The 13,011-nt window shown below is 69.0% G+C and carries 9 protein-coding genes; 3 read left to right on the top strand and 6 right to left on the bottom strand.

Annotated features, from left to right (window positions below; all coding sequences use genetic code 11):
• Positions 1 to 186: 186 nt before the first annotated feature.
• Both NP80_RS11840 and NP80_RS11835 read right to left on the bottom strand, forming a co-directional pair.
• A complete protein-coding gene (locus NP80_RS11840; RefSeq protein ID WP_045593474.1) occupies positions 187 to 1,062 on the bottom strand; it encodes a DMT family transporter in 876 nt (291 codons plus the stop codon).
• 155 nt (positions 1,063 to 1,217) lie between these two features.
• Positions 1,218 to 1,403 (bottom strand): hypothetical protein, encoded by a 186-nt coding sequence (locus tag NP80_RS11835; protein WP_006405926.1) that lies wholly within the window; start codon positions 1,401 to 1,403, stop codon positions 1,218 to 1,220.
• Positions 1,404 to 1,610: 207 nt separating this feature from the next.
• Between NP80_RS11835 and NP80_RS11830 the strand changes: the two genes are divergently transcribed.
• On the top strand, positions 1,611 to 2,369 hold the full coding sequence (locus NP80_RS11830; RefSeq protein ID WP_006405927.1) for a DeoR/GlpR family DNA-binding transcription regulator: 759 nt from the start codon (positions 1,611 to 1,613) through the stop codon (positions 2,367 to 2,369).
• 223 nt (positions 2,370 to 2,592) lie between these two features.
• Positions 2,593 to 4,428 (top strand): phospholipase D-like domain-containing protein, encoded by a 1,836-nt coding sequence (locus tag NP80_RS11825; RefSeq protein WP_035947020.1) that lies wholly within the window; start codon positions 2,593 to 2,595, stop codon positions 4,426 to 4,428.
• Here the strand turns inward: NP80_RS11825 and NP80_RS11820 are convergent.
• The 3 genes from NP80_RS11820 to NP80_RS11810 all read right to left on the bottom strand — a co-directional run bounded on the left by NP80_RS11820 (position 4,413) and on the right by NP80_RS11810 (position 8,194).
• A complete protein-coding gene (locus NP80_RS11820) occupies positions 4,413 to 5,087 on the bottom strand; it encodes a TetR/AcrR family transcriptional regulator (protein ID WP_012468043.1) in 675 nt (224 codons plus the stop codon). The genes NP80_RS11825 and NP80_RS11820 overlap by 16 nt on opposite strands.
• 125 nt (positions 5,088 to 5,212) lie before the next feature.
• Positions 5,213 to 6,481 carry an NAD(P)/FAD-dependent oxidoreductase gene (locus NP80_RS11815; RefSeq protein ID WP_035947018.1) on the bottom strand — a complete coding sequence of 423 codons (1,269 nt, stop codon included), beginning with the start codon at positions 6,479 to 6,481 and terminating at the stop codon, positions 5,213 to 5,215.
• 132 nt (positions 6,482 to 6,613) lie between these two features.
• Complete coding sequence (locus tag NP80_RS11810) at positions 6,614 to 8,194, bottom strand: amino acid permease (protein WP_035947016.1); 1,581 nt, start codon at positions 8,192 to 8,194, stop codon at positions 6,614 to 6,616.
• Positions 8,195 to 8,799: 605 nt separating this feature from the next.
• Here NP80_RS11810 and amaB point away from each other — a divergent pair.
• Positions 8,800 to 10,311, top strand: coding sequence for an L-piperidine-6-carboxylate dehydrogenase (gene amaB / locus NP80_RS11805; protein ID WP_035947022.1), 1,512 nt, complete (start codon positions 8,800 to 8,802; stop codon positions 10,309 to 10,311).
• Positions 10,312 to 10,423: 112 nt separating this feature from the next.
• On the opposite strand, the gene NP80_RS11800 is transcribed toward amaB, so the two are convergent.
• Positions 10,424 to 12,871: a DUF3772 domain-containing protein gene (locus tag NP80_RS11800; RefSeq protein ID WP_006405934.1), complete on the bottom strand. Its 2,448-nt coding sequence runs from the start codon at positions 12,869 to 12,871 to the stop codon at positions 10,424 to 10,426.
• Positions 12,872 to 13,011: the final 140 nt, after the last annotated feature.

Genomic DNA, 13,011 nt, shown 5'->3' with positions numbered 1-13,011 from the left:
CCGTGAGTCGCGAGCCGTGAGCCACCAGACGCAAGACGCAAGACGCAAGACGCAAGACGCAAGACGCGAAAGGCGAGGCGCGAAAGGCCAGGCACGGGACGCGCGGGGCACGGTACCTACGGCACGGGACGCGAGACGCAGGACAGGAGAGGCAAGGCGCCAGCCGCCAGCCCAATGCCACCCGCCTCAACGCTGGCGCGCAAGCACGACACCCGCCAGCGCAAGCACAAACCCGGCGAGCTGGATCGCCGCGAGCGTCTCGTCGAACAGCAGATAACCCTGCAGCGCGGCGAGCGGCGGTGCGAGGAACAGGAGCGACGTCGCGCGCGCCGCGTTGCCGCGCCGCAGCATCCACATCAGCATCGTGACCGCGCCGCCCGACAGCAAGACGACGCCCCAGACGAGCGACACCCACAGCGCCGGCGCGCCGATCCATCGCGATTCGTGCAGCAGCACGACGAACACGGCCGCGACGAGCGCCGCGCCGAGATTCTGCACGGCGACCGCCGTGCGCAGATCGCTTTGTGCGAGCTTGCCCTTCTGGTAAAGCGATCCGGCCGTGATTGCGCCGACCGACAGCACCGACACGCCGACGACGAGCCACGCCGGCGCCGCGCCCGGCGACGCGGCGGCGACGCCGCCCGACACCTTCGGCGCGAGCACGAGCGCGACGCCGACGAGCCCCAGCGCCATCCCGAGCCAGCCGCGCGCCGGCAACCGCTCGTTGAAGAGCGGCACCGCGAGCACGGCGGTCGCGAGCGGCTGCAACGCGCCGAGCAGCGCCATCACGCCGGCGTTGAGCCCCTGCGCGACGGCCCAGTAGCTTGCGCCGAGATAAACGCCTTGCAGGAGCGCGCCCGCGATCAGATGACGCGGCCATTCGCGGCGTGCGGGCCACGGCGCGCGGGCCGCGAGCGCGACGACCGCGAACAGCGCGGCGGTGCCGGCGAAGCGCGCGAGCAGGAACAGGTTGGGATCGGCATACGGCTTGATCGCCCGGGCGACGATGAAGCCGGTGGACCAGAGCGCGACGAACAACGCGGCGACGAGCGACGTGAGCATGCGTGACGGGCCGCGGACGCGCGGCCGGACGAAATCGGGAAGTCGGCCAGTATCGGTCGACGCGGCGCGCGCGTCTTGTCGAATCCTGCACTCGCGCGCGGCCGCCGGCCTGCGCGTGCCGCAGCACACAGGCCGGCGGCCGGACGGCGCCGCGATCAGTCGAGCGAGAACGTGTCGAGCGGCTGGTTCGCGCGCGCGTCGGATGCGAAACGTGCGGCGAGCTGCTCGTACAAGCGCCGCGCTTCGTCGAGCGTCAGATCGATCCAGTACGGATCGCCGGCGCCGTCGTTCAGACGTTCGGGCGAAAACTGGATTTCGAGCACACTGCCTTTGCGATACATTGCGCGAGTCCCCTGGCTGGTCGGTGATTGGGCGAAGCGCAGAGTGTAGCAACGCGCGCCGCGCCGATTCGCGCGCGGCAGGCAATACACCATTTCGCATTTCGCCGATGCCCGTCGCGGCCTGCGCGCCGTCGTCAAATCGCAGTCAAACGGCCGTAATACAATGGCCGGCCATCCCATTACCTGTCGCCTCGGGCGCAACGCGCGATGCTCGCGGAACAACGTCATCAGTACATCCTGTCGGAACTCGGTCGATCGGGCGCGCTGTCGGTCGCGGAACTCGTGCGCTCGCTCGACGTGTCGCGCGAGACCGTGCGGCGCGATCTGAACGCGCTCGCCGCGCGCGGCTTGCTCGTGATGACGCACGGCGGCGCGCTGGCGGCCGACCGGCGCGAGCCGAGCCTGTCCGAGCGCGAGGCGGCGAACGCCGACGCGAAGCGCACGATCGGCCGGCGTGCGGCCGAGTTCGTGCCGGACGGCGCATCGGTGCTGATCGACTCCGGCAGTACGCCGCACGCGGTCGCGCTCGCGCTCGCCGACCGGCATCGGCTGTCGGTCTACACGAACGACTGGCGCACCGCGCTCGTACTCGCGCGGCGCAACGGCAATCGCGTGACGCTGCTCGGCGGCGAGCTGTCCGACGACGAGGACGCGACGTTCGGCCTCGACACGATCCAGCAGCTTGCGCAATACCACGTCGATTTCGCGTTCGTCGGCGCGGGCGGCATCACGGCCGACGGTGACTGCACCGACTACTCGCGGCTCGCGGCCGAGGTGCGCAGCCGGATGATCGCGGCCGCCGGCACCGCGATCATCGTCGCCGATCATTCGAAGTTCGGCCGCGTGACGCCGGTGCGCATCAACGGCACGTCGGCCGCGCGCTATCTGGTGACCGAGCGCGCGCCCGACCGCGCCGTACGTCGCGCGCTGACCGCACGCGGCATCGAACTCGTGCTCTGCGGCTGACGCGCGCACGACACAGAAGCTTCATCGAACCGTCATTCCGACGGAAACATCGACACGGACACTCGACACCGGTTCTCGCCGATTGCGTGCGGTACCTGCGCGGCCGCGGCTGGCTGCGTCCGCCCTGGCCGCAGCGCGCTGACGCGCCGCCCGTACCGGCGAAGACGGGAACAGTCGCGATTTCTCCATTGAATCGGCCCGGCCGCGGGCCAGGGAGCAACGAATGTCCGTGCGCGTACGCAGCTATCTGTCGCCCACTCTCGTCCTGCTGGCGTTCGACTGGCCCGACGCGCAGTCGCGTGCCGACTTCCTCGGCTTCGCGATCCGGCGCACGCCGGGCTTCCGGTCGGCGGACGGCAGCAGGCGTGCGTCGGCCAGCTGGCTGCCGAACCGGCTGACGTTCGACGGCCCGGCCGCCGATACGCAGGGCGACGCGCCGACCGACCAGGCGCCGATCCAGAAATTCATGTGGTGGGACGCGCGCATCGATCCGCAGGATCGCGGGGCGGCGTTTCGCTATGACGTGTATCCGGTCGTCGGCACGCCCGAGCGTCTGCAACTGCTCGACGCGCAGGCCGGCGTGTGCCGCATCGTGCTGCCCGCGCACATCGAGGACGGGATCGGCACCTGGTTCAACCGCGCGGTGGTCAGTTCGCAGGCGTTCGCCAGGCAGGTCGCGGCGCTCGGCCTCGCGCCGGACGCAGCGCCGAGCGACGCGCAGGCGCTGAAGCTGCGTACCTGGCTCGCGAACGACATGGAGCAGGTGTTCGCCGAGATGCTCGATCCGGCCTCGCGCGCGGTGTCGGCCGTCTATCACCTGACGGACACGCTGTGGGCGCTGCCCGCCTTCGAAGCGTTCGGGCGGGCGCACGGCGAGGCGTCGCTCGCGATCGTCTACGACGCGCACGTGACGACCCGCAAGGGCAAGCGGCCGCTGCCGTCGCCGAACCAGCCGGCCGTCGACGCGCTGCAGGGCCTCGCGACGCTCGCGCCGCGCGACAGGACGCACATCATGCACGACAAGTTCATCGTGACGAACACCGGCGCGGGCGTCGCGCCCGCGCGCGTACTGACAGGGTCCGCGAACTTCACGACGGAAGGGCTCACCGAGCAGGCGAACGTGCTGCACGCGTTCGACTCCCCGGAGCTGGCCGCGCTGTACGAAGAGCGTGCGCGGGCGCTGGCCGCGAATCCGTCGATTGCGGAGACGGCGCGCCTGTCGTCGGGCTGGTCGGCGCCGGTGACGATCGGCGGCGCGCAGGTGCGCGTCGCGTTTTCGCCGGAGCCGGCGGGCCGGCGCACCGAGATCGACACGATCGTCGCCGCGATCGCGGCCGCGAAGCATTCGGTGTCGTTCTGCCTGTTCATGCCGACCGACGCGGCGCTGCGCGACGCATGCTTTGCAGCCGGCGATCGCGGGCTGATGATGTTCGGACTCGTGAACCGGATCAGCGCGGGCAGCGCGACGAAGGCCGACGCGGCGCAGCAGGCGGGGCAGTCGCTCGACGCCGCGACGCTCGCAAACCTCGAGCTGTACCATCGCCGGCGCGACCATCGCGACGTGATCGACGCCGCGTATTTCTCGCCCGCGACGGTGCCGCAGGGTTTCGAGCCGGAACTGCGGCTATTTCCGGGCGAACCGGCACCGGCCTATCCGCCCGTCGTGATCCATCACAAGTTCATCGTGATCGATGCGGAAGGCGAGAATCCGATCGTCTATACGGGCTCGGCGAACATGAGCCGCAACTCCGAGCAGTACAACGACGAGAACCTGCTCGAGATTCGCGACGCGCGGATCGCCGGCACCTATCTCGCGGAATTCCTGCGGCTCTACGAACACTACCGGGCGCGGGCGCTCGCGATCGAGGCGAAGCAGGGCAGCACGGGCGCGCATGCGCGGCTCGCGCTCGCGCCCGATGCACGCTGGGCGCGCAAGTATTTCGTGGCGGGGAGCCCGGAGGAGAAGGCGCGGTGCGCACTGGCGTCGCCCGCGCCGGCCGATGCGAGCGCGGAAACGGAAACGAGCGACCGCGAACGTCTGCGTTACGCGGCGATGTAGCGCAGCACGGCTTCGGCGATCGTGTCGCGATGGCGCGTGCGCAGCCGCGGCGCCGACGGATCGCGACCGAACGCGGCGCCGAACGTGTAGCGGTTCGAGACGCGATGGAAGCAGAACGAGCTGATCAGCAGATGCAGGTCGAACGCGTCGATGTCCTTGCGAAACGCGCCGCTCGCCGCGCCGCGCTCGAGCAGTTCCTCGAGCGTCTTGATGATGCTGACGTTGCGGTTCTTGAACGACTTCAGCTGTTCGAGATACTTCGCGCCGTGGATGTTTTCGATCGATACGAGGCGAACGAAGTCGCGATGCTTGTCGTGATAGTCGAACGTGAATTCGACGAGGCGGCGCATCCCTTCGCGCGGTTCCATGTCGCCGACGTGCAGTTCCTGCTCGAGCGCGCGGATGTCGCCGTACACCTTTTCGAGCACGGCCTCGTACAGGCCTTCCTTGCTGTCGAAGTAGTAGTACAGCATCCGCTTCGTCGTGTTCGTGCGCTCGGCGATCGCGTCGACACGCGCACCGGCGAGCCCCATCGCGGAGAATTCCTGCGTGGCGACGTCGAGGATGTTGCGCTTGGTTTGCTCGGGATCGTATTTGCGCCGTGCATCGGACGGAAGCGCGCGGTTGTCGGACGTGGCGGCCTTGCTTCCTGCTTTCATGTGCGGTTGTTCTGGCTTCGCGGCGGCGTGGAACGGGCATTCTAGCATGCGGAAAATCGACGATTCCTCGAGCGCCGGCTCGCTTTCCGGCGCCGTTCCGGGCGCGCCAGCGCGGCCCGCGACGCTCACCGGCGGTACGCGGCGAGCGCGTCGCGCGCCTGGTACGCGGTGTAGGTCAGCTGCGCGGCCGCGAGCCCTGCGAGCCCGAACGTGCGCGTGAGGCCGAAGGCGCGAAAGCCGTCCGGCACCGGCCGGTCTTCGGCCAGCGCAGCGGCGAGCGTTTCGCCGGCCACCGTGGTCGGCGCCATCCCGTGGCCGCCGAACGCGATCGCATGCCAGACGCCGTCGGCGTCGCGGCCGATCTGCGGCATCTTGTGCCGCGCATAGCTCATCAGTCCGCCCCAGGCGTAATCGACCTTGACGTCCGCGAGCTGCGGATACACGCGCAGCAGGTCGCGGCGCAGCAGCCGCGCGATCGCGTCGGGGCCACGGTCGAGCACCGAGATGCGGCCGCCCCACAGGATCCGCGTGTCCTTCAGCGGCCGGTAGTAGTCGAATGCGAAGCGCGTGTCGTAGATCGCATACGGCGCGTCGATCGCGTCCTTCAGCCGTTCGCCGAGCGGCTCGGTGGCGATCACGTAGGTTGCGATCGGCAGCACCGCGCGCTCGATGCGCGGCGACACGCCGCGCGCGTAGCCGCCGCCCGCGAACACGACGTCCTTCGCGCGCACGCTGCCGTGCGCCGTGCGCACGACGTAGCCCGCGCCTTCGCGCGCGATGCCGAGCGCGGCCGAGCGTTCGTAGATGCGCGCGCCGCCGCGTGCGGCGGCCGCCGCGACGCCGAGCACGTACTTCAGCGGATGGAAGTGGAAGGCGTTCGGCTCGAACAGACCGCCGTGGTAGCGCGCGGTATGCAGTTGCGCGCGCAACGCGTCGCGCGTCACCGGTTCCCAGTCGACGTCGAATTCGCGCTTCATCAGCGTGCGCACGCCGTCGAGCCGCGACGGATCGTCGAACCAGTTCGCGAGCATCACGCCGCGATCGACGATGTCGCAGTCGATCCCGTAGCGCGCGATCCGCGCGCGGATCAGGTCGACCGCGTCGACCGTCAACCGGTACAGGCGGCGCGCTTCGTCGCGGCCGAGCGTGCGCAGCAGGTCCGCGTTGTCGAGGCTGTAACCGCCGAACACGAAGCCGCCGTTGCGGCCCGAGGCGCCGAAGCCGACGCGCTCGCCGTCGAGCACGATCACATCGCGCACACCGCGCTCGACGAGGCCGAGCGCCGTGCACAGGCCGGCAAGGCCGCCGCCGACGATGCAGACCTGCGTGTCGAGCGTGCCGCTCAGTTGCGGATACGGCGGGCGGGTAACGGTGGCTTCGTAGAAGTTCTGCATGCGATTCGGCAAGTCGTGACGTCGAAAAAACGGGCGGCGCGCGTCGATCTTGCCTGAACGCGCGCGCCGCGTCGAATGGTGTTGGGGTGGCGCCGGCCGCGCGCAGCGTCGGCGCGTGGCGCGGCGGCGCACTTATGCGCCGGACGTCGGGTTCGCGGGCCGCGCGACGTAGGCGGCGTAGCCGGCCGAGGTGTCGGGGGCCGGCTCGGGTGTCGCGTTGCGCTCGATCCACGGTGCGATGTCCATGTCCTCGTAGCGGACCAGCCGGCATTTGCGCACCAGCGCGTAGCCGATCCAGATCGCGAAGAAGAACGGCAGCCCGATATAGGTCGCGGAGACGGCGACCCAGTCGATCCGCGCCGCGAAGAACGCCTGGTAGTCCTGCCCCAGCGCGACGATCGCGCACAGCGCGAACGCGAAGATCGGCCCGAACGGGAACCACTTCGACCGGTACGGCAGCTGATCGAGACGGTAACCCTGTTTGAGCAGTCCCTTGCGGAAACGGTAGTGGCTGACCGCAATCCCGAGCCATGTGATGAAGCCCGCCATCCCGGACGTGTTGAGCAGCCACATGTACACGGTCTTGTCGCCATACAGCGAGGTGAGAAAACACAGCGCGCCGACCGCCGTCGTCGCGTACAGCGCATTGCGCGGCACGCCGCCTGCCGACAGCTTCGCGAACAGCTTCGGTGCGCGGCCTTCGGTCGCGAGGTTGTACAGCATGCGCGTCGACGCGTACATGCCCGAGTTGCCGGCCGACAGCACTGCCGTCAGAATCACCGCGTTCATCACGCCGGCCGCGAATGCGAGGCCCGCGTGACGGAACACGAGCGTGAACGGGCTCACGCCGATGTCGGTCACGTCGGTCTTCAGCAGGCTCGGGTCGGTGTACGGAATCAGCACGCCGATCACGAAGATCGCGAGCACGTAGAACAGCAGGATGCGCCAGAAGATCTGGCTGACCGCACGCGGGATCGTCGTGCGCGGGTTTTCCGATTCGCCGGCTGCGACGCCGATCATTTCGGTGCCCTGAAACGAAAAGCCGGCGATCATCGCGACGCCCATCATCGCCGGCAGGCCGCCGACGAACGGCGCGTCGCCGATCGTGAAGTTCGCGAGGCCCGCGCTCGGGCCGCCCTTCATGATCCCGAAGATCATCAGCAGACCGACCCCGAGAAACGCGATCACGGTCAGCACCTTGATCAGCGCGAACCAGTATTCGGCCTCGCCGAAGCCGCGCACCGACAGTGCGTTGAGCGCGAAGATCAGCGTCAGAAAGAGCGCGCTCCACCAGACACCCGGTACGTGCGGGAACCAGTAGTGCATCACGAGCTGCGCGGCGACCAGTTCGACGGCGAGCGTGACGGCCCAGCTGTACCAGTAGTTCCACCCCAGCGCGAAGCCGAAGCCTTCGTCGACGAACTTCGCGCCGTAGGTCGCGAACGAGCCCGACACCGGCATGAATGCGGCCATTTCGCCGAGGCTCGTCATCAGGAAATACACCATCAGCCCGATCACCATGTAGGCGAACATCGCGCCGCCGGGGCCGGCCTGCGAGATCGACGCGCCGGACGCGACGAACAGGCCCGTGCCGATCGAGCCGCCGATCGCGATCATCCGCAGATGGCGCGCCTGCAGGCGGCGGTGGAGGGCCGGCTTCGCGGCGCGCGAGCCGGGCGGACGGGACGAATCGGGGCGGGCATCTGAGTGCATGGCGGGCGCTGGGCGCTGTCTCCGGAATTTTGTTGTCGATGCGACGCGGCGGTGCGTCCGCGCGGATCGCGCGGGCGGCGCGCATCGCCTTCGTTCGCCGTGCGGCCGCGCGTCGGCGGCCGTCAGCGCGCCGGGTGCAGATCGCACCTCGACGTGGCCCCGATTGTGGGCGGCCGGTCGCCGTGCGGCAAACGATATTTCCGCACAGGGTGATGCAGGTTCGTCATCAACTTACCAGGCAGGCGCGCGACGTCGCGGCGCGTGGTGCAAGCCCGCGCCCGGCGTTCACGGCGCACGTATGGCGAGCCCGAGACGGTCGCCGATACGCCCGCGGTCTTGCGTTTTTCGAATGAAGTGGTGAGTTAATATCAATAGCCGCCCGACTTGTGGCCACCCACAATGTCGTCCATGGATCGTGCGCCGCGAGCGCATGGGCGTGCCGGCCGGCCGCCTCGGCGGCGGCGATGCCGCAGTTCGTGCGCGGCATCGCGCAACGGCGCGGCGGTGCGCGCATCCGCTTGCACAAGGCGCGCGAACGCGCTCCAATCGAATCACGCGGGCGGCGTCGCCGCCGCACCGATCAATCTGTCCCTGAAGAGGAAGTGATGCAATTCAACGACATTCTTGCTGCGCTCGACATCGATCTCGCCCAGTGGAAAGGCAACGCGCTGACCGCGCGTTCGCCGCTCGACGGCGCGACGCTCGCGACGCTGGCGGTCGACACGCCCGCCGAGGCCGAGCGCAAGATCGACGCCGCGCACGACGCATTCCTCAAGTGGCGCACGGTGCCTGCGCCGGTGCGCGGCGAGCTGGTACGCGTGTTCGGCAACGTGCTGCGCGAGCACAAGGCCGCGCTCGGCCGCCTCGTCACGCTCGAGGCCGGCAAGATCGCGTCGGAAGGCCTCGGCGAAGTGCAGGAAATGATCGACATCTGCGATTTCGCGGTCGGCCTGTCGCGCCAGCTCTACGGCCTGACGATCGCGTCGGAGCGTCCGGGTCACCGGATGATGGAAACGTGGCACCCGATCGGCGTGTGCGGCGTGATTTCGGCGTTCAACTTCCCGGTCGCGGTGTGGGCATGGAATGCGGCGCTCGCGTTCGTGTGCGGCGATCCGGTCGTGTGGAAGCCGTCGGAAAAGACGCCGCTCACCGCGATCGCATGCCACGTGCTGCTCGGCAAGGCGCTGCGCGAGTTCGACAAGACCCATCCGGGCGTCGCGCCCGAAGGGCTGCATCAGCTGGTGCTCGGCACGCGCGATGTCGGCGAGGTGCTGACCTCGTCGAAGAAGGTGCCGGTCGTCAGCGCGACGGGCAGCGTGCGGATGGGCACCGAGGTCGCGAAGGTGCTGAGCCAGCGTCTCGCGCGCGGCATCCTCGAACTCGGCGGCAACAACGGGATGATCGTCGCGCCGAGCGCCGATCTCGATCTCGTCGTGCGCGCGGTCACGTTTGCGGCGGTCGGCACGGCCGGCCAGCGCTGCACGACGCTGCGCCGCCTGATCGTGCACCGGAGCATCGTCGATCAGCTGCTGCCGCGCCTCGAGAAGGCCTACGCGTCGGTGAAGGTCGGCAACCCGCTCGAGGAAGGCACGCTCGTCGGCCCGCTCGTCGATCGCGCCTCGTTCGACGCGATGCAGAAGGCGCTCGCCGATGCGCGCGAGCAGGGCGGCGAAGTGAAGGGCGGCGAGCGTGTCGACGTCGGTCATGCGGATGCGTACTACGTGCGTCCGGCTATCGTGCGGATGCCGAAGCAGTCGGCGGTGGTCGAGCGCGAGACGTTCGCGCCGATCCTGTACGTGATGGTCTACGACAACTTCGACGATGCGATCGCGGTGCACAACGCGGTGCCGCAAGGCCTTTCGTCGGCGATCTTCACGAACGACATGCGCGAGGCCGAGCAGTTCATGTCGGCGGCCGGCAGCGACTGCGGGATCGTCAACGTGAACATCGGCACGAGCGGCGCGGAAATCGGCGGCGCGTTCGGCGGCGAGAAGGAAACGGGCGGCGGCCGCGAGTCGGGTTCGGATGCGTGGAAGGCGTATATGCGTCGTGCGACGAATACGATCAACTACAGCCGCGAACTGCCGCTTGCCCAAGGCGTGAAGTTCGACGTGTAAGCGCGGGCGGCGCGCTTCGCGCCGCCGGCATCAAAACCGACGGGCCGGTTGCCGCGATGCGGCAGCCGGCCCGTTTCGTCTGTGAGGCGTCCGGTGCGATCGGCGCCGTGCGTTATGCGTCGCTCGCCGGCTCGTTGTGCAGCACCAGCACCTGCGGGCTCGACAGCGTGATCTTCGCCGCACGCAGCTGCTTCAGGATCTCGAACAGCAGATCGCTCTTCGTCGAACCCGCGATGCGCGGGCTCGCCACGTAGCCCGTCACGCTCAGCGTAATGCCGTCCGGCGCGAGCTGGCTGAACGTGACCGACGGCGCCGGCTTCTCGAGAATCGCCGGGTGGGCGCGGTATGCCTCGAGCAGCAGGTCGCGCACCTGCTCCGGATCGGTGTTCAGCGGGAACGTCAGCATCAGCGTCGCGACGCCCTGCGTGCTGTTGCCCATCGTCACGTTGCGCACGTTCTGCGAGATCAGCTGCGAATTCGGCACGATCACGGTCGAGCGGTCGCTGAGCTGGATCTCGGTCGCGCGCACGTTGATGCGGCGGATGTCGCCTTCGACACCGGCGATGCTGACCATGTCGCCCACCTTCACCGGCCGCTCGGTCAGCAGGATCAGCCCCGACACGAAGTTCTTCACGATCTCCTGCAGGCCGAAGCCGATACCGACCGACAGCGCACTGACGATCCACGCGAGGTTGCTCCACTTTACGCCGAGCAGCCCGAGCGTCATCAGCACAAGCAGCACGTAGCCGACGTTCGCGAACAGCGTGACGAGCGACGCACGCATGCCGCTGTCCATGCCGAGCGCAGGCAGGAACTCGTTGTCGAGCCAGCGCCGCACCGAGCGCAGCAGATAGAAGCCGATCGCGAACCCGATCACCGCGTTCATGATGCGGTCCGGCATGATGTTCAGGCTCTGCAGCCGCTGGCCGCCGATCATCGCGATCGCGCTGTCGAGCAGATCGCTCGGCGTCGTGCCGAAGCCGCCCGTCAGCAGCGCGATCGCCGCGACGAGCATCAGCAGGCTCGTGCCGACGCCCGACACGACGGTGTGTGCCTGTTCGAGATGCCGGTCGTCGAGCGCGAACAGATGCTTGATCTGCTTGCCCGTCGACAGGTTCACCGAGAACAGGCTCTCGCTCGCGTCGCGCGTCAGCTGCGTGAGCACGTACACGCTGCAGAGCACGATCTCGAACCACACGAGCTCGTACGTGATGAAGCGCGCGACCGTGATGTAGCCGATTGCCAGCGCGATCAGCGACACGACGATCGCGAGCGTCACGCCCGCGTGGATCAGCCCGGCGAGCGTGGAGCGCTGCTCGGGCGATTCGCCGGCCGCCGCCAGCGCGCTGCGCACGCGGTTCGCGCGCAGCAGCGACGCGCCCACCGTCAGCGCGACGACCAGCGACACGAAGCCGCGGCCGAGCAGCGTGACCGACAGGCTCGTGTCCGCGATCCGGTCGATCGACTCGAGCGTGCCCGATATCAGCAGCAGCGCGGCCAGCACGCCGGGGAACGGTCGCATCGCGAGCGCGACGGGATCGGCGAGCGCGGGCAGCCGCCACGACGGATGCTTCGTACACAGCAGCGCGCGACCGAGGCCCGCGATCAGCGCGCAGGTCGCGGCGAGTTTCACGAACTGGTCCCACAGATCGCTCATCGCCGGTGTCGGCGTGTAGTGGCGCGCGAGTGCGAGATAGAGGATCTGCACGGCGACCGCGGTCGCCACGAGCGTCGCGACCGCGGTCGACAGCGCGAGCGCGCTGCGGCGCAGCCGCGTCGGCGGCAGACGGTTCAGGCAGATCCACGCGAGCCCGTACTCGAGCAGCCGGCGTCCGCCGAGCCACGCCGCGAGCGCGGCGATCAACAGCAGCACGGTGGTCGCGCGCTGGCCGGGCGTCCAGGACGAGCCGAGCATGTCGCGCAGCTCGCGCTGGAAAGCGCCGAGCCGCTGGACGTCGTCCGGCGGCAGATGGAACAGCGGCAGCCAGAACTGCGCGCTGAAAATGCTGGCCGAACGGAACGCGAGCTGGTTTCTGAGCAGGCTGCGATGCAGCTTCGCGAACTGATCGGACAGGTTCGCGAGATTGGTCTTCTGATCGGCGGCCTGTTTCAGCGCTGCCTCGATCTGCGCCTTGCGCGCATTCAGCGTCGCGCGCTGCTGCGCGACGGCCGGCGTTTCCGGCGCAGCGCCCGGCGCGGGCGGCGGCCCGAGCACGTCGAGCTGCGCCTGCAACTGCACACGTTGCGGCGTGAGCTCGCCTTGCAGTTTCTCCACCGCGGCGCTCAGTTGCTGCGTCGCGTCTTCGAGCGCGTCGAGCTCCTTGCTGGTGGTCGACGTCGACGTCTTCTGCTTGATGCGGTCCTGTTCGGCCTGCATCTGCTTGAGTTGCGCGAGCGCGTCGCCGAGCGAAATCGTCGGAACGGGTGCGGCGCCGACGGCGCTCGCGCTCGGCGCCGAGGCGGCGGCCGGAAACGCCGACGCGGTCGCGACGACTGCGAACTGCAGCAGTGCGATCAGCGCAATCCGGCGGGCGAAATGAGAAAGTCGTTGTATGAACATGGATTGCTTACGATTTGCCGACACGCCTGTTTGCCGACAGGCATCGGGCGGCCGGCGGTTGGCCCCGTAGCATGTTACCGGGGCGCGACGGCGGCGGCGACGGCGTGTCGGCGCGCCGTCCGATGCGATGGCGCGCGCGG

This window comes from Burkholderia multivorans ATCC BAA-247 (genome assembly GCF_000959525.1).
GTDB classification, from domain to species: Bacteria; Pseudomonadota; Gammaproteobacteria; order Burkholderiales; family Burkholderiaceae; genus Burkholderia; species Burkholderia multivorans.
This window is presented reverse-complemented; position numbering and strand designations above follow the sequence as displayed.

Bases quoted from the DNA above. Each gene is read 5' to 3' on its own strand.
- NP80_RS11825 (WP_035947020.1), top strand. From the start codon at position 2,593: ATGTCCGTGCGCGTACGCAGCTATCTGTCGCCCACTCTCGTCCTGCTG.
- NP80_RS11810 (WP_035947016.1), bottom strand. From the start codon at position 8,194: ATGCACTCAGATGCCCGCCCCGATTCGTCCCGTCCGCCCGGCTCGCGC.
- NP80_RS11840 (WP_045593474.1), bottom strand. From the start codon at position 1,062: ATGCTCACGTCGCTCGTCGCCGCGTTGTTCGTCGCGCTCTGGTCCACC.
- NP80_RS11830 (WP_006405927.1), top strand. From the start codon at position 1,611: ATGCTCGCGGAACAACGTCATCAGTACATCCTGTCGGAACTCGGTCGA.
- NP80_RS11815 (WP_035947018.1), bottom strand. From the start codon at position 6,481: ATGCAGAACTTCTACGAAGCCACCGTTACCCGCCCGCCGTATCCGCAA.
- amaB (WP_035947022.1), top strand. From the start codon at position 8,800: ATGCAATTCAACGACATTCTTGCTGCGCTCGACATCGATCTCGCCCAG.
- NP80_RS11835 (WP_006405926.1), bottom strand. From the start codon at position 1,403: ATGTATCGCAAAGGCAGTGTGCTCGAAATCCAGTTTTCGCCCGAACGT.
- NP80_RS11820 (WP_012468043.1), bottom strand. From the start codon at position 5,087: ATGAAAGCAGGAAGCAAGGCCGCCACGTCCGACAACCGCGCGCTTCCG.
- NP80_RS11800 (WP_006405934.1), bottom strand. From the start codon at position 12,871: ATGTTCATACAACGACTTTCTCATTTCGCCCGCCGGATTGCGCTGATC.